Annotated in this window: 26 protein-coding genes, 1 other RNA gene and 1 pseudogene; 8 read left to right on the top strand and 20 right to left on the bottom strand. The window is 45.1% G+C overall.

The genetic code is table 11. From position 1 onward, the window contains the following. Position 1: 1 nt before the first annotated feature. The 16 genes from M1D30_RS03515 to M1D30_RS03440 form a co-directional block, all read right to left on the bottom strand. Complete coding sequence (locus M1D30_RS03515; RefSeq protein WP_248506328.1) at positions 2-535, bottom strand: HAD family hydrolase; 534 nt, start codon at positions 533-535, stop codon at positions 2-4. Continuing rightward, positions 535-1,290, bottom strand: a complete 756-nt coding sequence (gene kdsA / locus M1D30_RS03510) for a 3-deoxy-8-phosphooctulonate synthase (protein WP_248506327.1) — start codon at positions 1,288-1,290, stop codon at positions 535-537. The genes M1D30_RS03515 and kdsA overlap by 1 nt, the downstream gene beginning before the upstream one ends. A 21-nt stretch (positions 1,291-1,311) precedes the next feature. Further along, complete coding sequence (gene rfbA / locus M1D30_RS03505; RefSeq protein ID WP_248506326.1) at positions 1,312-2,226, bottom strand: glucose-1-phosphate thymidylyltransferase RfbA; 915 nt, start codon at positions 2,224-2,226, stop codon at positions 1,312-1,314. A gap of 80 nt (positions 2,227-2,306) precedes the next feature. Then, on the bottom strand, positions 2,307-2,879 hold the full coding sequence (rfbC, locus tag M1D30_RS03500) for a dTDP-4-dehydrorhamnose 3,5-epimerase (RefSeq protein ID WP_248506325.1): 573 nt from the start codon (positions 2,877-2,879) through the stop codon (positions 2,307-2,309). Positions 2,880-2,957: 78 nt separating this feature from the next. Further along, positions 2,958-3,296, bottom strand: coding sequence for a hypothetical protein (locus tag M1D30_RS03495; protein WP_248506324.1), 339 nt, complete (start codon positions 3,294-3,296; stop codon positions 2,958-2,960). A 172-nt stretch (positions 3,297-3,468) separates the two neighbouring features. Beyond that, on the bottom strand, positions 3,469-3,789 hold the full coding sequence (locus M1D30_RS03490) for a hypothetical protein (RefSeq protein ID WP_248506323.1): 321 nt from the start codon (positions 3,787-3,789) through the stop codon (positions 3,469-3,471). Positions 3,790-4,298: 509 nt separating this feature from the next. Next, a complete protein-coding gene (locus M1D30_RS03485; protein WP_248506322.1) occupies positions 4,299-4,721 on the bottom strand; it encodes a hypothetical protein in 423 nt (140 codons plus the stop codon). Positions 4,722-4,779: 58 nt separating this feature from the next. After that, positions 4,780-5,205 (bottom strand): hypothetical protein, encoded by a 426-nt coding sequence (locus tag M1D30_RS03480; RefSeq protein ID WP_248506321.1) that lies wholly within the window; start codon positions 5,203-5,205, stop codon positions 4,780-4,782. Positions 5,206-5,334: 129 nt separating this feature from the next. Next, positions 5,335-5,835, bottom strand: coding sequence for a hypothetical protein (locus tag M1D30_RS03475; RefSeq protein ID WP_248506320.1), 501 nt, complete (start codon positions 5,833-5,835; stop codon positions 5,335-5,337). A gap of 12 nt (positions 5,836-5,847) precedes the next feature. Beyond that, entirely contained in the window at positions 5,848-6,708 is an 861-nt protein-coding gene (locus tag M1D30_RS03470) for a ComEC/Rec2 family competence protein (RefSeq protein ID WP_248506319.1), read from the bottom strand. Positions 6,709-6,731: 23 nt separating this feature from the next. Next, positions 6,732-7,514, bottom strand: coding sequence for a hypothetical protein (locus M1D30_RS03465; RefSeq protein ID WP_248506312.1), 783 nt, complete (start codon positions 7,512-7,514; stop codon positions 6,732-6,734). Continuing rightward, the gene (locus M1D30_RS03460) at positions 7,495-8,823 is read right to left on the bottom strand and encodes an AAA family ATPase (protein WP_248506310.1); all 1,329 of its coding nucleotides are present in this window, start codon (positions 8,821-8,823) and stop codon (positions 7,495-7,497) included. The genes M1D30_RS03465 and M1D30_RS03460 overlap by 20 nt, the downstream gene beginning before the upstream one ends. 120 nt (positions 8,824-8,943) lie before the next feature. After that, entirely contained in the window at positions 8,944-9,939 is a 996-nt protein-coding gene (locus M1D30_RS03455) for an AbiH family protein (protein WP_248506308.1), read from the bottom strand. 35 nt (positions 9,940-9,974) lie between these two features. After that, a complete protein-coding gene (locus M1D30_RS03450; protein WP_248506306.1) occupies positions 9,975-11,366 on the bottom strand; it encodes a UDP binding domain-containing protein in 1,392 nt (463 codons plus the stop codon). A gap of 17 nt (positions 11,367-11,383) precedes the next feature. Next, the gene (locus M1D30_RS03445; RefSeq protein ID WP_248506304.1) at positions 11,384-12,259 is read right to left on the bottom strand and encodes a FimB/Mfa2 family fimbrial subunit; all 876 of its coding nucleotides are present in this window, start codon (positions 12,257-12,259) and stop codon (positions 11,384-11,386) included. Positions 12,260-12,270: 11 nt separating this feature from the next. Then, complete coding sequence (locus tag M1D30_RS03440; RefSeq protein WP_248506302.1) at positions 12,271-12,798, bottom strand: UpxY family transcription antiterminator; 528 nt, start codon at positions 12,796-12,798, stop codon at positions 12,271-12,273. 382 nt (positions 12,799-13,180) lie between these two features. On the opposite strand from M1D30_RS03440, the gene M1D30_RS03435 reads away from it, so the two are divergent. Beyond that, complete coding sequence (locus tag M1D30_RS03435) at positions 13,181-13,486, top strand: hypothetical protein (protein ID WP_248506298.1); 306 nt, start codon at positions 13,181-13,183, stop codon at positions 13,484-13,486. On the opposite strand, the pseudogene M1D30_RS03430 reads toward M1D30_RS03435, so the two are convergent. From M1D30_RS03430 to ssrA, 4 genes and pseudogenes are all read right to left on the bottom strand, one after another. Beyond that, positions 13,483-14,334 (bottom strand): annotated as a pseudogene (locus M1D30_RS03430) (IS3 family transposase); the annotation flags it as partial. The gene M1D30_RS03435 and the pseudogene M1D30_RS03430 sit on opposite strands and share 4 nt — an antisense overlap. Continuing rightward, positions 14,319-14,825, bottom strand: coding sequence for a helix-turn-helix domain-containing protein (locus M1D30_RS03425; protein ID WP_371874186.1), 507 nt, complete (start codon positions 14,823-14,825; stop codon positions 14,319-14,321). The gene M1D30_RS03425 and the pseudogene M1D30_RS03430, both read right to left, overlap by 16 nt. A gap of 451 nt (positions 14,826-15,276) precedes the next feature. Next, positions 15,277-16,596 carry a FimB/Mfa2 family fimbrial subunit gene (locus M1D30_RS03420; RefSeq protein WP_248506297.1) on the bottom strand — a complete coding sequence of 440 codons (1,320 nt, stop codon included), beginning with the start codon at positions 16,594-16,596 and terminating at the stop codon, positions 15,277-15,279. Positions 16,597-16,628: 32 nt separating this feature from the next. Further along, positions 16,629-17,030: a transfer-messenger RNA gene (gene ssrA / locus M1D30_RS03415) on the bottom strand. A gap of 196 nt (positions 17,031-17,226) precedes the next feature. Here ssrA and M1D30_RS03410 point away from each other — a divergent pair. From M1D30_RS03410 to M1D30_RS03380, 7 genes are read left to right on the top strand one after another with little or no spacing between them, the layout of a single operon-like run. Next, complete coding sequence (locus M1D30_RS03410) at positions 17,227-19,833, top strand: SLBB domain-containing protein (RefSeq protein ID WP_248506296.1); 2,607 nt, start codon at positions 17,227-17,229, stop codon at positions 19,831-19,833. 59 nt (positions 19,834-19,892) lie between these two features. Continuing rightward, positions 19,893-20,951, top strand: a complete 1,059-nt coding sequence (locus M1D30_RS03405; protein WP_248506295.1) for a chain-length determining protein — start codon at positions 19,893-19,895, stop codon at positions 20,949-20,951. A gap of 13 nt (positions 20,952-20,964) precedes the next feature. Further along, positions 20,965-22,179, top strand: coding sequence for an EpsG family protein (locus tag M1D30_RS03400; RefSeq protein ID WP_248506293.1), 1,215 nt, complete (start codon positions 20,965-20,967; stop codon positions 22,177-22,179). A 10-nt stretch (positions 22,180-22,189) separates the two neighbouring features. Continuing rightward, positions 22,190-23,524: a lipopolysaccharide biosynthesis protein gene (locus M1D30_RS03395; RefSeq protein ID WP_248506291.1), complete on the top strand. Its 1,335-nt coding sequence runs from the start codon at positions 22,190-22,192 to the stop codon at positions 23,522-23,524. A gap of 12 nt (positions 23,525-23,536) precedes the next feature. After that, entirely contained in the window at positions 23,537-24,382 is an 846-nt protein-coding gene (locus M1D30_RS03390) for a hypothetical protein (RefSeq protein ID WP_248506289.1), read from the top strand. 5 nt (positions 24,383-24,387) lie between these two features. Continuing rightward, on the top strand, positions 24,388-25,242 hold the full coding sequence (locus M1D30_RS03385) for a glycosyltransferase (RefSeq protein WP_248506287.1): 855 nt from the start codon (positions 24,388-24,390) through the stop codon (positions 25,240-25,242). 5 nt (positions 25,243-25,247) lie between these two features. After that, positions 25,248-26,201 carry a glycosyltransferase family 2 protein gene (locus M1D30_RS03380; RefSeq protein WP_248506285.1) on the top strand — a complete coding sequence of 318 codons (954 nt, stop codon included), beginning with the start codon at positions 25,248-25,250 and terminating at the stop codon, positions 26,199-26,201.

Below are 26,201 nucleotides of genomic sequence, written 5' to 3'. Positions count from 1 at the left end.
ATTATTCATTATCTTGACTCTCGTATTTTATCTCATTAAATGTATAGTCAGCTATTGAATCATCCTTTTCGAGATTGGAGATAATATGGTCAATAAATTCCCTTACTGCACCATCACCTCCTTTTGCTTGACAAACATAACTGACACTATCCTTAACCTGCATCATAGCATCAGACGGACATGCTGAATAGCCGCAAATCTTCATACAAGACAAATCATTCAAATCATCGCCTATATATGCCACCTGACTCAATTCGGCATGCAGTTTCTCACAAACTTCTCTCAGTTTATAGCTTTTATTCTCTATGCCTTGATGCAATTCTTTTATTTTAAGTTCAGCACATCGTTGCTTTACAATCTCTGATGAGCGACCTGTTATAATGACTGGTTCTATACCATAATCTCTCAGTCGAGCAATAGCATATCCATCTTTAATGTTGAAGGCTTTCATCAATTCTCCATTGGCAGACATATATATATTCCCGTCTGTCAATGTGCCATCAACATCCATGACAAGCATTTTTATATTCATCATCAATCCAATAATGATTTGACCACCTTCTCGAAGTCTTTTAATGCCAACATATTCGGGCCATCGCTCTTTGCAACTTCAGGATTAGGATGGATTTCAAAGAAATAACCCGTTGCGCCAAACGCTTTAGCCGCCAAAGCCATTGCTGGAACAAATTCACGATTTCCACCAGTCTTACCACCAGCGGCGCCTGGTCTCTGAACAGAGTGAGTACAATCCATGATTACTGTATCTGTGAACTTCTTCATATCCGCTATATTGCGGAAGTCAACAGCAAGGTTATTATAGCCATACATATTCCCTCTCTCTGTAAGCCATACCTTATCATTACCACTTTCCCGTACCTTCTGTACTGGGTATTCCATATCTTGACCGCTCAGAAATTGTGCTTTCTTAATGTTTACAACCTTTCCTGTCCGGGCTGCTGCTACCAGCAAGTCTGTCTGGCGGCAAAGGAAAGCAGGTATCTGCAAAACATCTACCACCTCACCTGCGGGGGCAGCTTGATAGCTTTCGTGAATATCTGTCAGAAGTTTAAGGCCATACTTCTCACGTATATCGTTCAACATCGTCAGTCCTTTTTCAAGTCCAGGGCCACGGAATGATTTGATAGAGGTACGATTTGCCTTATCAAAGGAAGACTTGAAAATGATACTCAAATCATATTTCTTGTTCAGGCGAACAAGTTCCTCAGCGACTTCATTTAGGCAATCCTGTGATTCAATGACACAAGGCCCTGCTATTATTACTGGTTTCATAAATTTGCTATTTAAATACTATTACACATGTTCCAGCGTTCCGCTGTTAATATCCTCCTTCATCTCATCTATTACTTTCAAAAGGTACTGACCATACTGATTTTTGAGCATGGGCTTAGCAATTTCACGCATACGCTCTTCGTTTATCCAGCCATTGCGATAAGCAATACCCTCTAAACAAGCAACTTTCAGTCCTTGGCGCTTTTCAATCACCTCAACGAATGTAGAAGCTTCTGCAAGGCTGTCGTGTGTACCGGTATCTAACCAAGCAAAGCCGCGTCCAAACACCTTTACCAGCAATTCGCCATCTTTTAGGAATTCTTGATTAACAGTGGTAATCTCCAGTTCGCCTCTTGCTGACGGCTTGATATGTTTAGCCACATCCACCACTTTGTTAGGATAGAAGTATAAACCTACCACAGCATAGTTTGACTTAGGATTAGCTGGTTTTTCCTCAATAGAAAGGCAGTTGCCTTGTTTATCGAATTCAGCAACACCATAACGTTCTGGATCAGAAACCCAATAGCCAAATACTGATGCCTTTCCATTAACTTCAGCATCTTCAACTGCCCTACGAAGCAGAGCTGTGAAACCTGCACCATAAAAAATGTTGTCCCCAAGTACAAGGCAAGCAGAATCATTGCCAATGAACTTCTCACCTATGATAAAGGCTTGGGCAAGGCCGTCCGGACTTGGTTGTTCCGCATACTCGAAGTGTACACCATAATCAGAACCGTCACCTAACAGGCGTTTGAATCCAGGGAGATCATAAGGAGTAGAGATGATAAGGATATCCCTAATTCCTGCAAGCATGAGTGCAGAAATCGGATAATAAACCATCGGTTTATCATAAATAGGGAGTAACTGTTTACTTACACCCTTTGTTATGGGATAAAGGCGGGTTCCGGAGCCGCCAGCGAGAACTATACCCTTCATAAATTTACTCTGTTAATTTATGCATCATCGGCTGCACCTCAGCAATAAGCGAGCTTGCTGCATTCGGTTTGCACGATAATTCATTTGTAAAGGTTTACGTTAATATCAAATGGGCTTTCGAAATCTTTAAGCATTGCATGCTTTGTATCTTTCTCAGACAGTAATGCCTTTTCTGTAGGAATACGCCAATCAATACCAAGAGAATCATCCAAAATACTGATTCCTCCATCAGCCTCAGGATGATAGAACTCATCACACTTATACTGGAAAACTGCCGTTTCGCTCAGCACGGCAAAGCCGTGTGCAAAGCCCCTCGGTACAAAGAACTGACGGTGGTTATCCTCAGTAAGTTCTACAGCCACATGCTGACCATACGTAGAACTACCTTTACGAATGTCAACAGCAACATCAAGCACAGCACCTTTTACGCAACGAACCAACTTGCTCTGAGTAAAGGGGGGGCGTTGAAAATGCAGTCCACGCATTACTCCATAGGATGATTTACTCTCGTTGTCCTGTACAAAATTTACCCTCCCCACTTTCTCATCGAATTCACGCTGGGAGAATGACTCAAAGAAATACCCCCGGGCATCCTCGAAAATCTTTGGTTCGATGATTAGGACGCCTTCTATTGCTGTTTTTATTATGTTCATTTTAAAAGTTAGAAGACAAATGTTAAAAAACTATCTCTATATAGCAAACTATTTTCTATTATCAAATATATACGATATTCAAATATTTGCAAAGAACTGCTTAACCTTTGAAATCGAAGTTTGGTTATCGAAAGATTCTATCAGTTCGCCATTATGTCCACCCTCATGACATTCTATCTTACCCGTCTCGTGGTTAAACTTGAAGCAATATCTATTGTCACCCACATACATCCAAAGGATGTTTGCAGGCGCACCACCGTATTGCTTAACCTCAAAGTTTCCTTCTGCTCGCCAAATCACACCGCCAATCAATGCCAACACTATCTCGTTTACATCATCTGCATGATGGTCTGCTCTGTTCATCACGCCATTGAAATATTCCTTCAGTATTTCTATTTGATTTATCTGTATTGCCATAATTCTAAATGTTTTTGTTATTCAATACCTTATTTTTCTAATCACCCTAAACAAAGGAATTCTCTGAAAGTATACTTCTCCAGGTCTCCTCCTGTCAAAATGGAAATCTGACTCGTAGTTCTCTAAGATATGTATCAACCCTTCAGGTAATATCCTATTTAAAGTCTGCCTATTATCGACTGACAACATAAACATAGAATGGCGGAGTATCTGCCAAATTATCTCCTATGCTATGATCTCCATCTTTCTTATTGTCGCATTGAGGATCATCTATAAAAGTATTTATCAGTTCTGACTCAGCAAAACTGCACAATTCCTTACTATTTGATTCATATACTGGTTCAATCGAAGTATAATCATCTTTGTAATCAGGCTCATTGAGCCTCGATTCAAGAAGCATACCTGTTTTGCCAATCTTATATGACGTACAGCTCTGGCGTATCTCATTTATACGAGCAGCCGCCTTTTCTAATAGGTTGGTGAATATTGCCATATTATGTGTATTATCGATTTATGCAATTATAATTCAAACAAAACTTATTGGTTCCAATTGGCAGTATCGAACTGCATCGTTATGCGACCACCTGTGCAATCAGATATTTGTTTCAAGTCATTAGCCAGAAGTCAAACTCCTGTCATTTTACCACCGTCTTTGTTAGAGAATGTTTATTATTGTGAAATTTTGTTTTCTAGTTAAACAAGGGTCTTTTCAACTTCTCTCGGATTATCTCAGAGCAGTCCGAACCCTGATTTTTCTCGATTTTCTCTCATTTTCCCCTCAAACGCCCCTTTTGTCATCTCAACCAGTCTTTCTTAAATTAACATTTCTTTACTCTTAATGGATAAGAAATCTTAACGCTCTTGCGTATTCGGGTAAAAAGTAGTAATTTTGTATAGAAATGAGCGGAAAAGGCTCAATTTCCCGGATGTCTGATGAATGTCTGATGAAACAGGAAACGGTGTTTTCGTTTTACACTCAGTATCAGGCTGTTATGCGGAAGTTCACATTAGCTGGGAAATCTTGTTGCGGTATAGCTGAAAACGCTCAACCTCTTCGAACTCTTCTTTTTTTAGTGACGTAACGCTATGTTTCTTAAGGTGGTTCTTCAATTTTTCAAAGTCCTCAACCTTCAGCGTTTTGTTTTCGTAGTGGCGAATGATATCATCCTCCTTGAGTTCCTTCTGGGAGCTCTTAAGCACGCCCTTGATGCCATCCCTCCGAATCACCACAGCCCTTACTGCCAACTCCAGCGCAATCTGCAGTTCAGCACAAGTCAGCGTCAGCAATTCCTTGTCGATCTTGCCGTTCCCTTCCGCATCGCGCTCCAGCAAACGCCCCAGCGCCTCCTTCAAGAACAGGAACGCATTGTACGTCACCGCATCGTATATCTTCCGCTCAAAGTCAGTCATCTGGACTCGTGTCATGGACAGAGGGGACCTGTCCCCCCCGGTCCCTGGCATCGCACTTAACAACTCGTCTGGACTAGAAATCACCACTAATTCGTTCCTCTATCATATCTACAACGCGAGTAGCATATTTCTTGTTCAGTACCACTTGCATTGCTTCATCATCAGATTTGTCATTCTGGGCAAATATAACCTGGTAGCCATTATTTGCCAACCCATATACAGCATCGGTCGTATCTCCGTAAGACCGACAGGCGCACACAATGACATCACAACCCAATTCCACGAACTTCTCCAAAGAGTCAAATATACGAGAACCAGGATCGCCTTGACTCTCCAAACCTACCAGAACATCCCCAATCTTAATGGTTGCCATAATATCACCATAGTCAATATAGACATTTGCAGGATATTTGGCAGCAAGAATATTGAACACCTCTCGGATAGAAGATGTTTTCCCTTGCTCTTTAGAGCCTCTATTTGCTATTACAAGTTTCTGCATATCGATACAGCTATATTATTGCAATCTTCATCAATGTTCCGAGCATCAAATATCGCCTCATATTGTGGATTAAGTTGAATCATCGCTATTGGCAAATCTCTTCCATCTACCTTAGAATAGAAATTCGACTTACGACTGACTCTTTATTATATGTTCTACTCGCTTGCGTATAAAAGAAGACTGCTTGCGGTATGAAAACACAAATAGCATCAACATTAGGAAAATCATAACGACAACTGCCCATGGTGTCCTCAACCATCCTTTAACATTTGGAATCATGCAAATGCCAAATAGAATTAGCAAGAATAGAAACATCGCAACAAATGTGCGGAACATATTGCTTTCTGACAACAAAGTCGAAATCTTCGAATCCCTTGCTTCTGCATCAAGAAAATCCTTATATTGTGCATACTTTACTATCTTCCACTTCTTAAACCATGGTTCGATTATAACAGAGCCTACTCGACTCAAGACCATACCTGCAAAATAGCCTCCAAAAAGCATCAGCAATATATTTTTCTCCTCAATGGGCGCAATATCAAAGGCATCTACCAATACCAAGAATAGTACACCTGGGATGAGATAATTCAGTATGTTATAAGATGATAGCCTATCAAGTAAATTCTCCATGAGTCTATAGTACTAAGCATGAATAGTAACAGAAAGAACATTTTTAAAATTCGGGTCGTTACTCTCTCCAAACTCGATTTCAATATTTCCATCACTTCGAGTCGTTAAGCAATAACGTTTTTCATCCTTGCCTTTATTCTTATTATGAACATCCCAACCGCGACTCGCATTTGTATATTTTGTCTGAGCGGTTGTTGATGATTTAGATGTATCAGATATTATTGTCAAACGTGGGTTCACTTTGTCAACAAAATCCTTATAATAGCCAGTTTCGCGACCATGATGGGCCGCTACGAGAATATCCGCATCACTAACAGCGTCTGTAAAACCTGTTTGATTCATCAATTTTTCAAAAGAGGCCGTTTCATTGTCACCACATATAACAACTTTAATGCCACTCAAACAAACAATCGTTACTGGACTGAAATTATTAAAGTTTGATTTATCACAAAGCACTGTAGCATATTTAACTACTGTCATTCCATCAAAGGGAGTTTCAGTAGTTGGATCTTCATCCGAACTAATAGCGCGGCTAAACCTATCGTTAATTTCACAATACTTTTCAAACTTAGGCTTATCACAATCACGAACATCCTCCATCACCTCGTCATTTGTGATAGCAGTCGCTCTCCAAAGAACCGTAGGTGTATTATTGTCAAATTGAAGGATGTCATCTATATGGTCTAGATGTGGGTGTGTGATTATCATATAATGAATATCCTTATAGCGCAACAGTGACAAAGGGGATGTATTACCACTCTCCCAGTTGCCGGTACCCATGTCAATAACAAGGTATTTTCCATTAGGAGCCTTGATATGGATTGCCAACCCAAGTTGTACATCCCACACTTTCATAGTTGCCTGTTTTGCCATAACTGTATTTTGGGAAATCGTGTTTATTTCAGAACTGTTTCAATGTCTTCATCGACAATAAGAGCATTCAGTTCATCATCGTCATCAATAATCGGACAATTCGCACGAAAAGCACTCCACCACTTTGTTAGCGTTTCTTTAAGACTATCGTATTCATAGATATTACCATATCTCAATTCTCCTGCCAGTTTTATCCAAAACGACATCTTTTCACACAATTTATTCCAGGACTCATCATCAACCAACTTATTCAACTCTTCGGAAATTGAGTTTGGATTATATTGAGGGACATACGGTATATCATCAACAGACAATATATTATTATGAAATTCCTGCACTGAATATGCTTTGCAAAATCGAATCTCACCACCCTCATGTTTTTGGGATTCTACCCAATGACGTGCCTGAGGTGCTACCTTTTCTGAAAAAACAAATATGCTGTAAGTATCAACTGGCAATTCCGTGCCTAATAATTCCTTTGTATGCGTAACCTTGTTTTCCAGTTCATCTTTGCGTAAATTTTTAGGAGATTTAAAGTCTATTCGTAATTCAACTATCTGGAGACGATGACCACTTAACACCTTATTCTTGCAGGCGCTAATACCAATTACTGCATCAGCCGTACAACCGCGTTCTCCATGACTATGTTTACACTCATATGTATCAATATCTAAACATTCAATCTCCGGATTGAAATAGTTTTTTCCTGGGTAATCGCGTTCTGAAACAGTATTTAAGGTACTTAAACAACATTCTATCAAAGGGTGATGCCGTAGGAATTCGTTATTATAAACTACTGGTTCCATATGACTCAATTCTTGAAAGCGCTATATTGAAAGATTTAAAGATCTCACTCACATCTCCACCTAAATCCTTGTAATCATAACCATATGAGTTCTCTGAAGACTTTGCAATATAGAAATGTGTCTTATCAAGAACCTGCTCACGCTCAGCAATAGATTTTAGTGCAGCTACCATATCAGGATTATGTGTGGCAACCATAATCTTTAATCCCAGCTCTTTATGTAAAAGAACCAAGATACGAGCATACTCCACAATCCACTGAGGATGTAAATGAGCTTCAGGCTCATCAATCAACAGTAAACATTTATCACCGAGGAAGCCATTTTCCAATAGACGCTGAAGATATGTGAAAGTCTTAAATCCTGTGGCGGCCTTCTCAATTTCAATATTGACCTTACCATCATCACTTACAAATCTCAATTCTTCTTCATCAAAAGGAGAATCTACTTTAACCATTTTGGCTTCACCATGGAGAATATTTTTAATTCTACGTAGAAGTTTTTTCTCAGGAAGCCCCAATTCCTGCTTAGATTGTTGCACCAAGTTTCTCAATTCTCTCCAAAAAACATTTTCAGCATAGTCATTTGTCAATGCCATAGGAGTATCAACATAAATGGCACGTTGAAGACTAAATAGAGATGAAACTCTTCCGTCATCAATCAAATCAACATCATCCTCAAATAAATGCAAAGACTGTGGAGGATTATCATCTTCTTCATATTCATGACAAATATTCTTCATCAAACACTCAAAAGAACGTTTTTCCAAATCAACATATAACTGATCAGAAAATTTTCTTAATAGACGCAGATTTTTATCTACAAAGTTTTCTGCGACCTGATGCGAATCCATCATAGCTTCATTAGCATCGATCTTAAGGTACGCCAAAATACGATCACGGCGAACACCCGACTTTGTGTTATTCAGGAAATCTACGATTAAATCACTTAGATTATGAATAGACAGAGCAAAGTTCTCTTGACATTGCTGAATAATATCTTCATCAGAGTCCGAGGTTTTAAATTGCTTAACAGAATTATACGAAATATCGCTTATACTTCTATTTGAAGAAGTATCTCTACTCTGAATATAATAGCGCATTTCTCTTGCAGCCATTCTCTGCTGACGAATCAGTCGTTCAACTTTTTCCACGTAATCTTTAATTACGAGTCTATCAAATTGTTGAACTCCATTAACAAGATAATATAACCAACGAGATAGCGTTGATTTTCCACATCCATTTTCACCAGCCAAGATCGTAAGACCATCAACAACAATGTCCGCTGAACGGACTGCATGATAGTCTGACATCTTATATTTATAAGTACTCATAAAAGAATAGTTTACTTTTTTGCTTACAAAGATACAACTTTTCTATATAATCGTTTTAAAGCATGTAATTTTTAATATATTTTAACCGTAAAGTTCGTTTCATCGTGTCATTACAGTTTTTTGTGCATCCTTGCTGATATTAAACAGGCGTTTATTGAAAGCAACACAGATTCTGGAAGCTAATACTTTATCATCGAGCTGTATAGCGAACTTCTCCTTTATTTCGCGGACGCTTTGCATTACCCATCGTCTCAGGTGGTTGGGCTCTGCTGCTTGGTCTTTCTTTTCGTCATAAGGAAGGAACACCAATAAAGGATAGTTGTTTTCAAGACTCATTCTTTGCCCAATGAGCTTCCACCATTTTTCATCAGACTTACCTAAAGAGGTGCCATAAAGTACGATAAGATCTGCTTTACGGATAAGCGATTCGCATACTTTGTTTTTGTTATTCATGCAGGCATCGTTATACTCGGGTTTAACGAAATCTTCCATCACATCCTCATCTGTATTAAAAGATGTATTGGCAATCTGGTCGGAATCGTTCACCCCCATTACCATCATGTTGTCTAACACCCCATGTACATGTTGTATGGACTCTAACCATGTATTAGGAGCAAGTGCCTTAGCTCCACCGGAAAAATCAAACAACCATTCCAATGTAGACGTGTAATTAAATGTCATAATATTGACATCTAATCGCTTGTTTGATGCAAAACGACCTACATAATAATCATATCGGCTTTTGGGTTCTGGATCCAAGAAAGAACCCAGATTTAAGAAACTTGATGTAGACTTAAGCGAATACCCTGTGATTTTCTCGGATTCTTTCTGAAGGTATGTCTTTAGATTCGATTTAATATCTAACAAACATCTCAGAAACTCACCTTTGTTAATGCAATGGGATGAATATTGCCCCAGACCTATCTCTAAATCTGCCCAAGTCTCATATCGATGACTCTTGATATCATGCTTCATCGAATCGATTTTATAATCATCTGATGGAAGAGCAAGATAATATTTGAAGAAATCCTGATAGGACGTCTTCATATGATGGGCTATGTCTAAGCCATTACCTATGATGTACAGGATATTCATTAATTCTATTTATGCAATAAGATTCATAGATACTATTAGTCCCTCTTGAAAATATCACGAGTATACACTTTGTCGTGTACGTCGTCCAAGCAGGCATCGTAGCGATTGGCAATGATAGCCTTGCTAAGTGATTTGAATTTTTTCAAATCGTTCACCACCTGAGATCCGAAGAAGGTTGTTCCATCTTCGAGGGTTGGCTCGTAGATAATTATATTGGCTCCCTTGGCCTTGATGCGCTTCATGATGCCCTGGATGGCGCTTTGGCGGAAGTTGTCGGAGTTGCTCTTCATGGTGAGACGATAGACACCGATAGTGACGGGCTCCTTACTGCCATCGTACTGGTTATCAGTGCTGTAAGCGTACCAGCCGGCCTTACGAAGGACTTCGTCGGCAATGAAGTCCTTACGGGTGCGGTTACTCTCGACGATGGCGGTCATCATGTTCTGGGGCACATCGGCATAGTTAGCCAGGAGCTGTTTGGTGTCCTTGGGGAGGCAGTAGCCGCCATAACCAAAGCTGGGGTTGTTGTAGTGGGTGCCGATGCGGGGGTCGAGGCCCACGCCAGAGATGATAGCTTGGGAGTCGAGACCCTTGACCTCGGCATAGGTGTCGAGCTCGTTGAAGTAGCTGACACGCAGGGCAAGGTATGTATTAGCGAAGAGTTTCACGGCCTCTGCTTCCGTCATTCCCATGAACAGGGTGTCGATATTTTCTTTTATCGCACCCTGTTGAAGCAGGCTGGCGAAGGTCTTGGCCTTGGCTTCTGCCTCGGGATTGCCAATGGCGGCAATGGCGGCATTTTCCTCGTCCCACTTCTTATTTCTGTCGGCAGGCAGAACCTTGGGATAGCCCACGATGATACGAGAGGGATAGAGGTTATCGTAAAGGGCTTTGCTCTCGCGCAGGAACTCGGGGGAGAAAAGCAGATTGAACGTCTTTCCTTTCAATGCAGGGTCGGTCAGGAACTTCAAGGCGTACTTGACGTACAATGAGCGGCAATAGCCCACGGGGATGGTGCTCTTGATGACCATCACGGCATCGGGATTGACACTCAAGACGAGGTCGATGACATCCTCGATATGATGGGTGTCGAAGAAATTCTTTTGGGGGTCGTAGTTGGTGGGGGCCGCAATGACGACGAAGTCGGCATCCTTATAGGCTGAAGCGCCATCAAGGGTAGCTATTAAAGACCCTCTCCCGGCCTCTCCCTGTTGAGGGAGAGGAGTAGATGCCTCTCCTACGCAAGGAAGAATGAAGGTATCTTTTAGGTACTTTTCTATGTATTCGTCCTGAATGGGTGAGATGCGATTATTGATCTTCTCGACTTTCTCGGGAATGACATCCACGGCTGTGACGTGGTTGTGCTGTGCCAACAGAGTGGCGATACTCATACCGACATAGCCGGTGCCTGCTACTGCAATTTTCATATCTTTTGTTTTTGTTCTTACTGAAAGGTGACGTTGTATTCACCATCCCACTGGGTGTTGATGGTGATGCCCACAGAAAGGCTTTCATCGGTGGTGCCGCCTCCCCCATTGCCGCCAAAGAAGGGACCTGAGAACCTGGTGATCTGGCGTTGGGCCATGGGCACCTGGAACTGGCGCTGGTGGGCTATGATGCCGTTCTTGTCGATGGCTGTGACTTGAAGGTCGATGGTGTCTTCCTCACTGTGGAGAAAGGTATAGAGGTCGAACTCTTTGCGGTCTTTGGTGACTTCGACTTCCATGGCCTGACTGCTGTTCACACTGCCAAGGCCGGTATGGGCATCGAATGCGCCTGAGCCTCCGGTATAAAGAAAATGGAGCTTGGCAACATTCTGGGGATAGGTATCGGTGACGACAAACCGACAGAGGGAGACAATGCGCTGGGGACTGACATCAAGGGTCTGACTCTGGGTGGTTACTTCCACGGTATCGACGGCCAGAAAGGTGTCGGTATAGCCCTGGGCATTGGTGAACTGTATCTTGCCAAGGTTGGTCATCGTGGGGTTGCCATTACTGCTATGGGCCACCACTACCAACTGATAGGTGCCGGGGGTTAACAGGAAACGGGCTTGGCCATAGTCGGCATCGCCTGACTTCTGATTGATTTGCTTCACGCGCTCGCCTTCCATGTCGTAGGCGGCAAAACTGATGCGTGTGGGCATGTCCTGCTGGTTCCTGGTGAACTCGCTGAAGGGGGTCTGCTCTATCTGGAAGATGCTGACCGTGAGGTTGCTCTGCTTCTTGTCGTCTTGGTCGTCGGCTTCGTTCATCTGGGGTTTCTCGCAGGATGCGAAGAGCATCAGAAGCAGGAACAGAAGGGATGGGACAAGGCGCATGGACTATGGAGCTACTCTTCGATGGGCTGGAGCCAGACTGTGGGCACAAAGGTGATGGCTACGGCAGCCACGCCTTTGATCTCGACGACCACACGCTTGTTACTCTTGATGCGCTTGATGACGCCTTCGGCATCCTTGAAGTCGCCATCGGTGATGCGCACGCGCTTGCCGGGGGTCTTCAGATAATCGGCATTGGGGTCGAGGTAATACAGACGATCGTCCTGGACAGAGGCCACGCGGATGAAGTTGTTCATCTGGCGTTCGGGCACCGTGAGGAGATAATCGTCATCGCTATGGGAAAAGGGGTTGGTGATGTAGCGCAAAGGATGACAGGCCTTGTTGTACATCTTCAACTCGGTGATGCGCTCCTGGGAGGCATAGACAAAGATGAGATTGCGAATGGCGGGCTGAAGGTTTTCGTGGGGCTCGCCGGAGTCGTCGACCCAGCCGCGCAATCGCTGCATGGGGAGAAAGGTGCGCACGCCTAACTCATTTAAAACGTCGCGAATGGCCTCCTCACGACCATAGGTGACTCGCATGGGGTACCAAAAAATTTGCGCCCGACGGGGCGTCGGGGCATCATTGGACATCATACGAGAAAGACAAAAGGAGGGGGTCACCGCATAAGGATATTGCGGGGACGTTTAAGGGGTTAGTTTGTGAGCTTCTCATCTTATGCGCTGATTTCCAGCTACATGCATGATTTGCATATTATTACCTTAGCGGAAAAGGGCCTGTTTTCAGGTGCTTTGCCGATGCAAAGGTACAAAGAAATTTCCACATAATACAAGAAAAGTATAGAATTTTTTAAAACATCATTTGAGAGAGGGAAAAGAATGTGGGGCCAAGGCCCCTGAGAGATGGAAAAGAATTGGAAACAATGAGAAAGAATTGGGGCCAAGAATGGGAAAGAAATAATTATTGTTTTTAATTGTTGGGAAGAATTTTTTCCTATTCTTGCTTATTCTTTTCAAATCAGGAAAGAAGGGGGCCCTAAGGGCCCGAGAAGGAAAAGAATTGGAAAGAATTAGAAAAAATTGGGGCCAAGAATGGGAAAGAATTAATTATTATTTTTTATTGTTGGGAAGAATTTTTGCCTATTCTTGCTTATTCTTTTCAAATCAGGAAGGAAGGGGGCCCAAAGGGCCCGAGAAGGAAAAGAATTGGAAAGAATTAGAAAAAATTGGGGCCAAGAATGAAGTGAACCCCAAAGTTTGGACGAATTAAACAATCGAAGCAGTAAGCATCTTCCTGTATTGTACGGGCGACATGCCATTAAGCCTCAGTTTTATTCTCTCGTTATTATAATATTCCATGTATTCTACCAGGTCTTTGATGAAGGTGTCTGCTGATGTGTACTTTCCAGAATACAGCAGCTCTGACTTCATGAGACCAAAGAAATTCTCCATCATGGCGTTATCCAGACAATTTCCCTTGCGAGACATGCTTTGGATAATGCCATGTTTCTTTAGACTATTCTGGTAGGCTACGTGCTGGTAGTGCCATCCTTGGTCAGAGTGCAATACGACACCCTCAGGCAGCTTTATACGCCTGTACATCTGGTTGAGCATACCGAGTACCATTTCCATGTTTGGCTTCTCTGTGATTGAATATGCAAGAATCTCACCATCGCACATGTCAAGTATAGGTGACAGGTAAATCTTGCGTCCGCCTATCGTCATCTGGGTCACGTCTGTTGCAAGCTTCTGATAAGGTCTTTCAGCTGTAAAATCCCTGTCTATGATATTAGGCGCAGTCTTGCCAACTTCTCCTTTATAGGAGTGAAATTTCACCTTCCTCACCTCGCTCTTCAGTTCCATTTCGTCCATAAGCTTCTTGACTGTCTTGTGATTGATAGGACAGCCATCTTTACGGAGTTCCAGCGTTATACGCCTGTAGCCGTAACGACCTTTGTGCTTATGAAATACGGTGTATATCATATCTTTTACTTCCTTGTACCTGTCTTTCTTCTTGCCGTGCTTGAGGTGATAGTAGAACGTGCTACGCGCCATCTTCTTGAGCTCTAGCAGGACATCTAAGTCCGCATGCTCATTACGCCTTAGTTCTTCGATGGCTTGCGCCCAATCGCTCTGTTTTGGGTTTCTCTTTCCTCGACTAAGGCTCTCACTTTTTTTAGCAGGAGATTCTCCAGTCTTAAGCGTTCGTTCTCCTTGCGAAGACGCTCGTTCTCCTTTTCGTACTCTTCTTTTGGTAGTCGTTTAACCATATGCTCACCAGTTTGGAAATGCCTGGATCGTCGAGATTCCAGTGCTTCAAATCCATTTCGCTCAACCAATTTAACCCAATTGCCAATTATCGAGCTTGACAATTGATATTTGGCTGAAAGCTGGAACAAAGTTAATTCACTTTCCTGATAATCACGAACTATTTTGCATTTTTCTTCATATGAAAGCCTCTTTTTCTTCTTCGGCTTTAATTTTAGACCTTCAATGCCAAGGAGTTTGTAACTCTCTATCCACTCATATAGAATATGATGGCCTAAGTGGAGTCTACGGGACACAGAACGGGCTGACTCGCCTTGGAACACAAACCCAATTGCGGACATCTTTTCTTCTAAACTAAATTCTTTTTTCATTTGAACCTTTCTGTTGTGTCCAACTTTCTGGGTTCACTTCAGAATGGGAAAGAATTAATTATTATTTTTTATTGTTGGGAAGAATTTTTGCCTATTCTTGCTTATTCTTTTCAAATCAGGAAGGAAGGGGGCCCAAAGGGCCCGAGATGGAAAAGAATTGGAAAAAATGAGAAAGAATTAAGGCCAAGAATGGGAAAGAAATAATTATTATTTTTTATTGTTGGGAAGAATTTTTGCCTATTCTTGCTTATTCTTTTCTAATCAGGAAAGAAGGGGGGCCAAAGGGCCCGAGGAGGATGGAAAACAATTAGAAAGAATTAGAAAGAATTGGGGTCAAGAATTAGAAAAAATAAAAAAATAAAATTAAAAAAGCGGGACCTAAGGCCCCGCTGTGTGCATGTGTGTATTGTGTATAAGGTGACTAGTAGGTGATGTCGATGACGGGGCGAAGAGGTATTACGCTTCCGAAAGAAGGATTCTGTTCGTAATCGAATTCACCTGCCTTATTTAAGCCATAACGAATCCAGCCCAATGACTCTCCAATCATGCAAGCACATAGCACATATTTTGTGCTCAATGTGATAACTGAGGGATCTTGAACATATATTAAGGCCTCATCGATGGTTGGCACACGCCAACTGTCACAGGTAAGACCAGAGGGCTTCTCGAGTTTCGCTATAGCTGATTTTACAACCCTCAACCAACCCTCATTATTTGCATCGTTTTTAGCAGGCTCACTATACGTCAAATTATCCCTTGACAATAGAACAGCCTTATGATTGGTTTGATCTACTGATACGACATAGTAGTCGTGGTAGAACCGGCCCGGGACGGGAGTGACGGTGGGGTCGGAAGGGTTCGAATTATTATTGTCTGTGGGGGTGTCGAAGCCGAAGGTGATGGTGATGTTTTCACCCCACTTTTCTGAAAGAAGGACACCAGTGAGGGATACGCCTTGGTGGCCTTCGTAGGTGCCAGAGAGAATGACATGGTGATTGGCCTCAAGGGGTTGGTTGGTGGAGTATGAGTAACTCTGGGTGCCTTCGGAGGTAGTGAAGGAAATGGTGATAGTGGGAGTGTCTTTCGAGGGAAAGAGATAGGTTTTGGGTTCCGATTGCCAAAGGCCATCATCATCGCCTTTTTTCAGTTCGACAGTGCAGGACTTGGAACCAGAATAGGTTTCGGAGAGGGTGACACCGCTGTAGAGGGGAGAGAGGGTAACCTCGACGCTGGTGACGTCGGTGGGGACGTTGTTGATTTGAACCTGACTGAGGCATAGGACTTGGCGTTTGAGGTCGAGGGTGAGTTTGTTGGTGGCCTTGCGCTTGAGCTCGATGTTGGCTTTTTTCAGTAGGAGATCTCCCAGGGTTTTGCCTTCGGCACAGGTGATAATACTGGTGGGAGTAGCTTCTTCCTGGGTGGGGAGGACATAACGATCCAAATCGTCGGCACCAACGGCATAAAGGGTGTAGGCTCCGATGGGGAGTTCCGTTGAAAAAGTGCCTTCTTCTGCGGTTGTCGATAGAACCTCTACGCATTGATTTTGGGCATTAAAGACATACACACGACCTTGCGCCACGGCCTGCAATTGGCCATCGTCATCCACGGCACGGGTGGTGATACTGAGGCGGGAGGTTAACAACGATGTTTGTCCGTCATTTTCGCTGTTGTCCAGCAGCAATTCTTTCTCACAAGAGACAATGGTCATCATGAGGAGGATGACCCAGATAATTTTTTTCATGCTGTGTTTACGTTGATAGTAATTTAATTAAATAGTGGAGCTGGAGGGAGTCGAACCCTCGTCCGCACAAGGAAACCATACGCTTTCTACACGCTTATCTTGGACTTCGTTTTCGTGCAATGGCAAGACCCAAGCCACCAACCACTGCCTTATCTCCTAAATTTTCACCTGACAGTCGGAGCGCCCGACAGGCTATTTCCGATTTACCTGCGTTGCTTGACCCTCGGATTCGGAACAACATCCTTGGAGCAACGTCCCGTTCCCTCACCTTGTAAGGGAATTAAGCCGTTAATCTACTGTACTTCGATTAGGCAGCGAGAGCATACTCATTGTTGCCAATTAATTTTCCGACAGAAGAGATTAGGGAGCCTCCCATCGACCAGCTCCGCGTGCTTACGTACCATTTCATCTTGCCGTCAAATCCAGTCAACCCCAGATTGAATGACCAGGCAAAATGCCGGTATTGCGGCGCAAAGGTACAAAAAATTTATGAAACACCCAATTATTTTAAGATTTTGTTGTACCTTTGCAATAATTTTGCGGAAACGCAGTTATATATAAGGTGAGAAGGCAACGAATCGCCATTAAAATCGGTACTTAAATAACGAACTAAAATATAGATCTATAAATATGAGAAAAGTTTTCTTCCTCTTGGGGATGTTCTTTCTGACTTGTATGACCATCTCGGCACAGTCGACTCTGACTGACGAGCAGGTCATTAAGTTTGTTATGAAAGAACAAAAGGCTGGTTCTACACAGCAGGAGATTGCAGTGAAACTGGTGCAGAAGGGTGTGACCACCGACCAGATTAAACGTGTACAGAAAAAGGTGGAGCGCCTGAAGAACAATGAGGGCCTGGGCACCGTGAACGACAAGACACTGGGCACGGACAAACGCCAGCGTAAGGCTAATGGCGACCCGAAGAAGGACAACAACTCGACGCAGAAACTGAAGGATAAGAGTCCGAGGCGCATCGTGTCGCTGGACGATGAGGAGGAACAGGAGGAGACTGAGGATTACAAGGCCGGACTGCTGAAGAAGGACATGGATGAATTTATGCCCGACTCGTTTGACCTGTATGACCGCAAGGTGATTCAGGACTACCTGAAGGCGAAGGATGAATATGAGAAGAAGGCTCAGAAGAAGATCTTCGGTCATGACCTGTTTCAGAAGGAGGACCTGACGTTTGAGCCGCCTATGAACGTGGCCACGCCCCAGAACTATGTGCTGGGTCCTGGCGATGTGGTGTTTATTGACATCTATGGAGCTTCGCAGAAGAGTGTGGAGGCTACGATCACGCCTGATGGTCAGGCCATGGTGGAGGACTTTGGTCCTATTCAGATTGGTGGATTGACAGTGGCGCAGGCCAGTCAGCGTGTAAAGGCGCAACTGAAAACGCGCTATAGCAGTTCACAGATTATGTTCTCGGTGGGTCAGACACGCACCATCACGGTGAACGTGATGGGTGAGGTGACGACCCCTGGCTCTTATACGCTATCGGCTTTTGCCACGGTGTTTCATGCATTGTATATGGCTGGTGGTCCCAACGAGATTGGTACGTTGCGAAACATCAAGGTGTATCGCAACAACCGACTGATTTCTACGGTGGATGTGTATGACTATATCCTGAATGGTAACCTGAAGGGTAATGTGCGTCTGGCGGACAATGATGTGATCACGGTGGGCACATACGACTGCTTGGTGAGTGCCAACGGTAAGGTGAAGCGCCCGATGTACTACGAAATGAAGCGCAACGAGAGCATGAAGTCGCTGATTAACTATGCGGGCGACTTTGCCAGTGATGCGTATCGTAAGTCGGTACGTGTGATCCGTAAGATGGGCTCGCAGATGAGTGTATTCAACGTGAATGAGTTTGACATGAGCTCGTTTAAGATTGCTGATGGCGACTCGGTATTGGTGGACTCGATCCTGAACCGCTATGAGAATATGGTGGAGGTGAAGGGTGCTGTGTTCCGTCCGGGCATGTATCAGCTGGGTGGACAGATTAACAGTGTGAAGACCTTGATGGAGAACTGTGAGGGTGTGACGGAGGAGGCGTTTACGGCCCATGCTGTGATGCACCGCATGAAGAAGGACCGCACCCTGGAGGTGGTTCCCGTGGACTTGGCTGGCATCATGGATGGCTCGGCCAGTGACATCATGCTGCAGAACGAGGATGTGCTGTTTGTGCCCACACGACAGGATGTGCAGGAGGAACAGACGATCACGATTCATGGTGAGGTGCAGTATCCGGGTGTGTATCGCTATGCGGATAATGAGACGCTGGAGGACTTTGTATTGCAGGCTGGCGGACTGAAGGAGACTGCTGCCATGGTGAATGTGTTTGTGTCGCGCAGAATCATCAACCCGAAGGCTACGGAGACTGACTCGATCCTGGGTCATTCGTTCAGCTTTGCCTTGAAGGATGGGTTTGTGATTGACGGGGAACCGGGCTTCCACCTGCAACCGTTCGACGAGGTGTTTGTGCGTAAGAGTCCTGGTTATAAGATTCAGCAGAACGTGACGGTGGAGGGCGAGGTGCAATTCAGTGGTGACTACTCGCTGACGAAGCAGAACGAGCGCTTGAGTGACTTGATTAAAAAGGCTGGTGGCGTGACATCGATTGCCTATGTGGCTGGTGCCCGCCTGGAGCGTAAGATGAATGAGGCTGAGCGCATTCGCTATGAGGAATCGGTAAAGATGCAGCAACAGCAGAACGAGGCTGCGATGATGGAGCAGGCCTTGAAGAGTGGCCGCTCGGTGAGTGAGATGAAGGCTGCCAACCAGACAGCTCAGGAGAAGCTGAAGGTGCCTGAGACTTACTTCGTGGGCATCGAGCTGGACAAGGCTCTGGAAAAACCTGGCAGTGATGCTGACATCGTGCTGCGTGAGGGTGACCGACTGGTGGTGCCTGGACTGACAAGTACGGTGAAGATTAGTGGTGAGGTGATGTATCCCAACACGGTGGGCTTTGCGGCTGGCAAAAAGGCAAAATACTATATCAATCAGGCTGGTGGCTACAGTGCCAAGGCAAAGAAAAAGCGCACCTACATTATTTATATGAATGGTGATGTGGCTAAGGTGACGGGTCGCACCAAGGTGCGCCCTGGCTGCGAGATTGTGGTGCCCCAGAAGTCGATCAACAAGATGACTACGGCTGAGACCGTGACCCTGGGCTCTGGTATCGCCTCTATCGCCACCATGATTGCTACGCTTGCGAATATTCTGACGAAGTAAGAGGGATGATGTAAGATGGAAGATGGAAGAAGTAAGATGTAAGATGTAAGATGAAAGATATGGAGAACAAGAAGAAACTGAATATAGATATTCGTAAGATTTTCAATACCTGCATGAGCCGGAAATGGCTATTCTTCAAGGTATGGGGCATCACGTTTGTACTGGCTTGTGTATGGATATTTCCACAGCCTCGCTATTACACGGCTGAGGTGTCTATAGCCCCTGAAGGTTCGAACAACGAGGATGTGGGTAGTCTGGCCTCTCTGGCTTCGAGTTTTGGCGTGAGCCTTGGCAATGGCTCGGGTGATGCCATCTATCCGCAACTGTATCCTGACTTGTTCTCGTCGACACAGTTTATGGTGAACCTGATGGACATCCGGGTGAAGACCCTGGATGGTGAGGTGGAGACGGATTACTTCACTTACCTGAAGGAGCACCAGAAGCAGAATGTGCTGACTGCTCCTTTCCGATGGGTGGGTGATCAGGTGAAGTCGCTGTTTAAGAAGGAGGACAATCGTATTCCAGGAAAGGATGGACAACGTTTCAATCCGTTCCAATTGTCGAAAAAAGACTCGGAGATTTTCAGCAAGGCCATGGACAACATTGTGTGTACATACAGCCGTACCACAGATGTGGTGACCATCAACGTGACGGATCAGGATGCACTGGTGTGTGCTCTGATGGCTGATAGCGTGAAGGCTCATCTACAGGAATATATCACGGACTACAGAACGAAGAAATCGCGCATTGACTATGAGCACTATAAGACGCTGACCAACGAGGCTCGACAGGCCTATGACAAGGCGCGCATTGCCTATGCTTCGTATGCTGACTCGCATCAGGAGGTGTATCTGCTGAGTGCCAAGACGAAGATGGATGACTTGGAGAACGAGATGCAACTGAAGTACAACATCTATACGGCCATGAACACCCGACTGGAGGCTGCTCAGGCTAAGGTGCAGGAGAACACGCCTGTGTTCACCACACTGACCAACGCCACGGTTCCCGTGAAGCCTGCTGGCCCCAAGCGCATGATCTTCGTGGCTGCTATGCTGTTCTTGGCTACCTGCGGAACCGTCGTACATATCTTCCGCAAAGAGTTGAAGGAGTGGTTCTGAACGCGTGTAGTCTATGACGGTCTTCTATCTGATATTCATAGGACTAACCATCTATTTCTCTATCCGCTATGATGGGATAGAGGAATATGACTCGCACAAAGTGCACAGGATGTGGCTGATGTGCGGCTACTTGGTTTGTCTGTCGGGATTCAGCTATGGACTGGGGGCTGACAAGTTTACGTATATGGAGGAGTTTGAATACTACTCGAAGGACTTGTCGGAAACGGGTGACTTCATCCTGAAGGGACTGATGATCAGAGGACAGATGCCTTTTTGGACTATTCTGAACATGGTGTGCAAAACGGTGTTTGACTCGTTCTATGCCGTACAGTTTCTGGAAAGTATGGCTATTAATATCGCAGTGTGCTATTTCGTGATGAAATACACACACCGGTATTTTATTTTTCTGCTGATCTACTTCCTATCATTACAATATTTTATTTTCAATACGGAGGTGATGCGTGAGGGTTTTGCGCTGGCCTTGGTATTGGTGGGCATGAAGTTCTGGATGGACGGAAAGAGATGGGTGTTCTTCGTGATGCTGCTCTTGGCGCTGATGTTCCACCTCTCGGCTGCCATCGCCATTCTCTTTCCTTTCGCTTTCATCAGAATATCATGGAAGACACTGCTCTACGCGTTTCTGGCGGCTGCTATGGTGTGGCTCATCAGTGACGTGATTCTGGGACGACTGATACTGGCTGTTCTGGGTGGCTCTGAAGCTATGTCGACCAAGGTGATGTACTACTCGCTGCAGGCTACTTCGGTATTTGGATTCATCCGTCATGCTGCCAGATATTTGGTATTCCCGTTTGTCATCATGTATACGTCGGTGCAGTTTGAGCCTTCTGAGGAGCTGAAGAGGTGTAAGGAGCGGTTCACGGCTTATATGTGTATGCTGGCCATCTTCGCCAGTGCCATCCCTGGATTTATGCGTTTCTACAACTATGCGTATATCCTGTATTTCATTGCCTTTGCCGACTTTATCTTCTTGCTATTCCGTGTGAAGGAGCACCTCATCATCCGACTGGCCACCTTGGCGGGTAGTTTGTTCTTTGTGCTGGACTTATATACGGGACACTACAAAATAACCAACACGTATTTTTATGAGTTCTTCTACCCCTACACCTGTGTGCTGAACGAGGATGCGAACGTGGAGTTCCGTCCCATTGCGCACCAGGAGGCTACGATGCTGAAGGTGGAGGATAAGAGCATTCGAAACATTGAATAACAAAAGGGATATGGTTAATAAGAGAGACACCAAAAGATCTAAACTCCTGATAAGCAATGTGGCTGCCTCATTCGTGGTGAAGGGGTGGTCTGCCTTCATTGTGCTATGGATGGTGCCTCTCACCCTGACGTGTCTTGGCTCGTATAAGAATGGAGTGTGGCTCACCATCAGCAGCATCCTGGTGTGGATTGACCAGATGGATATTGGTTTGGGCAACGGACTCAGAAATAAGTTGGCCATCCACATGGCGCATCAGCAATACGAGGAGGCGCGACAGATTGTGAGTTCTACACTGGCTATGCTCATCTGTATCGTGGTTCCGCTGCTTCTGATTCTGTGGGCATTGATTGCCTATGGGGATGTGTATGGCATGCTCAACGTGGATCCGGAGTTGATTCCGGAACTGCGTACGGCTCTGACGGCTGCAGTGACTTTGGTATGCATGACGTTTGTGCTGAAGTTTATTGGCAATGTGTATATGGGCATGCAACTGCCGGCTGTGAGTAACCTGCTGCTAGCTTTGGGACAGACGGTGGCGTTGATTCTTACTGCCCTACTCTACTACACCGACCAAGCTTCGTTCACGGCCATCGTCATTGCTAACACGGCTGCACCACTGCTGGTTTATCTGATAGCCTATCCCTATACGTTCTTCAAGCAGTTTCCCATGCTCAGACCTTCGCTGAAATGGGTGAAGATGGGTGCTGCCATGGAACTGGGCAACCTTGGCGTAAAGTTTTTCTGGCTACAGGTGGCTGCCCTGATTCAGTTTGCCACGGCCAACATCCTGATATCACGCTTCTTCACACCCGAGATGGTGACACCTTATCAGATTGCCTATCGCTATGTGAGTATTGTGATGATTGCCTTTACGGTGATTTGCATGCCTTTCTGGAATGCTACAACGGATGCTTATGAACGGGGGGACATGGACTGGATTAGGCGCTCGAGCAGAAGGATGAACTGGATGACGATGATGATCTTAGGTCTGCTGGTGCTGATGGTCATCATCTCGCCATGGGTCTACGACATCTGGATTGGTGATCGTTGTGAGGTGCCTATGGGCATGACTGCCATGATGGCGCTCTACATTTTCCTGATGGTGCTGAGTCTGAGATACTCTTACTTCCTGAATGGTGTAGGAGCATTGAGACTGCAACTCTATATGACCGTGATGACGGTGGTGTTCATTCCTCTGGCATGGCTGGTGAGCAGAGAGACACACAACATTCTGTGTTTCATGGGTGTGATGTGTTTCTGCATTGCACCGAGTATTGTGGTGAACATGCTGCAGTTTAACAAAATTCTGAAAGGCAGGGCCACTGGCTGGTGGAGAATAAAATAAGGAGAGGCCAACATGAAGAATATGAAGTTTCTGGGACTTGTAACGCTCTATCATCCGAATATACAGGTGGCTACGGATAACATCAAACGTTATCTGGAGTACTTGGACCAGCTCATCATCTGGGACAACTCGCCCCTGAAGGACAAGGTGAAGGAACAGGTGATGGCAATCCTGACTGATGATGCTGACAGAATTGTTTGGCAGGGAAATGGAGAGAACAGATGCATTGCATCAGCAGTGAACTTTGCCTGGCACCATGCACAGGAGAATGGATTCGACATGCTGCTGATTATGGACCAGGACAGTGAGTGGCAGAACTTTGCTGACTACAAAAAAATGATTGAGGAACACTGGCGCATGGGACACGAATGGGTGTTTACGCCTTATTTTGCCGGTCAACCGAAACCTGCTGAACCAGTGGAGGTGCTTCGTCTGTTCATCAACTCGGGCACGGTGATTCCCATCAAGGTTCTTCAGGACATTGGAGGGGCTGACGAGCTGATGCCTCTGGATGCGCTGGACCACGATATGGCCATCAGAATTCAGAAGAAGGGTTATCGCATTGTGAAACTGGCGGACGCCATACTTAGTCATACGATTGGGGCACCTACGTTCTCGAAACATTTGCACCTGAAGACGAGTAACCACAACGCACAACGCACCTACTCGATGGCTCGAAGTCATATGATTTGCCTCAGGAAGCATCACGACTGGCTGACCTTTCAGGAGAAATGGATGATCATCAAGCGCTATTACTTGCGCCGACTAGTTCTCATCGTCCTGGACGAGGAGGATAAATGGAACCGCATCAAGATGCTGATTAAAGGAACGATTGAGGGACTAAGAACGCCCATCTGAAGGATATGAAGGAGCAAACGATTGCCATCTTGATGGCTACCTATAACGGGGAAAGGTTTCTCAGGGAGCAACTGGACTCGATCATGGTGCAGACGTGTCATGACTGGCACTTGTATGTCCATGATGATGGGTCAACAGATGCAACCATGGATATCCTCAAGGACTATGCCGGCCGTTTCCCCCAGCAGATTTCTTTGCTGGACTATGCGTCTCAGGGGGGCGCCTGCCGCAACTTCCTCAGCATGATGGAACGGGTGGATGCACCCTATTATATGTTTTGCGACCAGGATGATGTATGGGTATCTGAAAAGGTGGAAATTTCGCTGAAAGAGATGCAAGCATTAGAGGCCTCTCTGCAGGGGAAGGGCATTGTGGTGTTCTCGGACTTGTGCATCGTTGACGAGCATCTGAAGATGACGTATGAGTCGATGTGGCTACATACGGGTGTCTATCCGCAGTACCTCAGGACCTTTGATGATTTTGGAGGCCACACAGCCAATGTCACAGGCAGTACAATGCTGTTTAACAAGCAGGCAAAGCTTTGCTGCAGATATGACGCGAAAAAGGCTATTATGCACGACTGCTGGGTTTGTTTATGCACTCTGAAGGAGGGGGGACTGATTCATGGAATCAACCAGAAACTGGTGCTGTATAGGCAACATGGGAACAACTGTCTGGGTTCGGGTGATACGGAAGCAAAGGCCGTGAACTGGACTTACCGTTTGAGACATCTAACCAAGGTAATCAGGAGTAACCGCAACTACTATGCAATGCTGGCATCACTGGGGTATGGCTCCATCATCAAATATATCAAATTTAAACTGAAATATAAAAAGCGCATCAAACTGGGGCGCTATTAATGCATATGCAGGAAAAAGACATTAAACGTGTATTGGTTCTCTTGTCGTCGTATCAGGGAGAGAGATATATTGCTGAACAGCTGGACAGTCTGCTCGGTCAGTCATATCAGGCCTTGGATATTGTTGTGCGAGATGACTGCTCTACCGACGCAACACGGAGTATCTTACATGACTATGAACAGAAATCTGGGCGCATCACGGTGATTGAAGGTGATAACGTGGGGTGTGCCAGGAGTTTCTGGCTCTTGCTGCAATATGCGAAGGCACATCTGGAGGACTATGCTTACTTTGCTTTCTGCGATCAGGATGATTATTGGCTGGAAGACAAAGTGAGCAGGGCTGTAGCGCAACTGGAACAGGCTCAGGAGGAGGGACCTTGTCTGTACTGTTCGAACCTGACATACACGGATGCAGAGTTGCACACGCTGGGACTGAAACGCCAGGGACTGCCTGAGACGACGAATAAGGCGAAATCACTGGTTGAGAGCTTTGCCACAGGATGCACCATGGTGTTCAACAGGGCGTTACTGCAGGTGGCTACATCGTATGACGTCCAGCGATTGCACCTGCACGACCTGTGGCTGTTTCACTCGTGTATGTTTCTGGGAAAGATTATCTATGACCCGCAGCCATACATACTGTACAGACAGCACCGGAATAACGAAATCGGAGCGAAATCAACGTTCATCCAGCGTCTTCACAGTAAGATGAAGTCGTTCAAGACACTCAAGACGCAACACTTCAGGGAGATTGAGGCTCAGGAACTATTGAAGGCCTACGACACACTGCTCTCTGTGGACGACAGAAAGCTCATCTCGTTTGTGGCAACCTACAGACAGCATTGGTGGCTCAGACTCTCGTGGCTCTTGGGACTGCCTCACGCACCCAAAGGTATCAGGATGACCCGGGCCACAGATCAGTTTTTCTTAATGATTAGAATTCTCATCGGAAAAGTATAA

It is taken from the genome of Prevotella sp. E15-22 (genome assembly GCF_023204875.1).
In the GTDB taxonomy this organism is placed as follows: domain Bacteria; phylum Bacteroidota; class Bacteroidia; order Bacteroidales; family Bacteroidaceae; genus Prevotella.
Note: the sequence above shows the minus strand (reverse complement) of the source record. Positions and strands in the feature narration are given on the sequence as shown.

What these genes read in the sequence shown, in the direction of transcription:
- M1D30_RS03515 (WP_248506328.1), bottom strand. Translation starts at nt 535, where the DNA reads ATGATGAATATAAAAATGCTTGTCATGGATGTTGATGGCACATTGACA.
- M1D30_RS03420 (WP_248506297.1), bottom strand. Translation starts at nt 16,596, where the DNA reads ATGAAAAAAATTATCTGGGTCATCCTCCTCATGATGACCATTGTCTCT.
- M1D30_RS03390 (WP_248506289.1), top strand. Translation starts at nt 23,537, where the DNA reads ATGAAGAATATGAAGTTTCTGGGACTTGTAACGCTCTATCATCCGAAT.
- M1D30_RS03395 (WP_248506291.1), top strand. Translation starts at nt 22,190, where the DNA reads ATGGTTAATAAGAGAGACACCAAAAGATCTAAACTCCTGATAAGCAAT.
- M1D30_RS03485 (WP_248506322.1), bottom strand. Translation starts at nt 4,721, where the DNA reads ATGACACGAGTCCAGATGACTGACTTTGAGCGGAAGATATACGATGCG.
- M1D30_RS03470 (WP_248506319.1), bottom strand. Translation starts at nt 6,708, where the DNA reads ATGGCAAAACAGGCAACTATGAAAGTGTGGGATGTACAACTTGGGTTG.
- M1D30_RS03380 (WP_248506285.1), top strand. Translation starts at nt 25,248, where the DNA reads ATGCAGGAAAAAGACATTAAACGTGTATTGGTTCTCTTGTCGTCGTAT.
- M1D30_RS03495 (WP_248506324.1), bottom strand. Translation starts at nt 3,296, where the DNA reads ATGGCAATACAGATAAATCAAATAGAAATACTGAAGGAATATTTCAAT.
- M1D30_RS03425 (WP_371874186.1), bottom strand. Translation starts at nt 14,825, where the DNA reads ATGTCCGCAATTGGGTTTGTGTTCCAAGGCGAGTCAGCCCGTTCTGTG.
- M1D30_RS03475 (WP_248506320.1), bottom strand. Translation starts at nt 5,835, where the DNA reads ATGGAGAATTTACTTGATAGGCTATCATCTTATAACATACTGAATTAT.
- M1D30_RS03405 (WP_248506295.1), top strand. Translation starts at nt 19,893, where the DNA reads ATGGAGAACAAGAAGAAACTGAATATAGATATTCGTAAGATTTTCAAT.
- rfbA (WP_248506326.1), bottom strand. Translation starts at nt 2,226, where the DNA reads ATGAAGGGTATAGTTCTCGCTGGCGGCTCCGGAACCCGCCTTTATCCC.
- M1D30_RS03410 (WP_248506296.1), top strand. Translation starts at nt 17,227, where the DNA reads ATGAGAAAAGTTTTCTTCCTCTTGGGGATGTTCTTTCTGACTTGTATG.
- M1D30_RS03385 (WP_248506287.1), top strand. Translation starts at nt 24,388, where the DNA reads ATGAAGGAGCAAACGATTGCCATCTTGATGGCTACCTATAACGGGGAA.
- kdsA (WP_248506327.1), bottom strand. Translation starts at nt 1,290, where the DNA reads ATGAAACCAGTAATAATAGCAGGGCCTTGTGTCATTGAATCACAGGAT.
- rfbC (WP_248506325.1), bottom strand. Translation starts at nt 2,879, where the DNA reads ATGAACATAATAAAAACAGCAATAGAAGGCGTCCTAATCATCGAACCA.
- M1D30_RS03460 (WP_248506310.1), bottom strand. Translation starts at nt 8,823, where the DNA reads ATGTCAGACTATCATGCAGTCCGTTCAGCGGACATTGTTGTTGATGGT.
- M1D30_RS03400 (WP_248506293.1), top strand. Translation starts at nt 20,965, where the DNA reads ATGACGGTCTTCTATCTGATATTCATAGGACTAACCATCTATTTCTCT.
- M1D30_RS03445 (WP_248506304.1), bottom strand. Translation starts at nt 12,259, where the DNA reads ATGCGCCTTGTCCCATCCCTTCTGTTCCTGCTTCTGATGCTCTTCGCA.
- M1D30_RS03440 (WP_248506302.1), bottom strand. Translation starts at nt 12,798, where the DNA reads ATGCGAGTCACCTATGGTCGTGAGGAGGCCATTCGCGACGTTTTAAAT.
- M1D30_RS03490 (WP_248506323.1), bottom strand. Translation starts at nt 3,789, where the DNA reads ATGGCAATATTCACCAACCTATTAGAAAAGGCGGCTGCTCGTATAAAT.
- M1D30_RS03480 (WP_248506321.1), bottom strand. Translation starts at nt 5,205, where the DNA reads ATGCAGAAACTTGTAATAGCAAATAGAGGCTCTAAAGAGCAAGGGAAA.
- M1D30_RS03450 (WP_248506306.1), bottom strand. Translation starts at nt 11,366, where the DNA reads ATGAAAATTGCAGTAGCAGGCACCGGCTATGTCGGTATGAGTATCGCC.
- M1D30_RS03465 (WP_248506312.1), bottom strand. Translation starts at nt 7,514, where the DNA reads ATGGAACCAGTAGTTTATAATAACGAATTCCTACGGCATCACCCTTTG.
- M1D30_RS03455 (WP_248506308.1), bottom strand. Translation starts at nt 9,939, where the DNA reads ATGAATATCCTGTACATCATAGGTAATGGCTTAGACATAGCCCATCAT.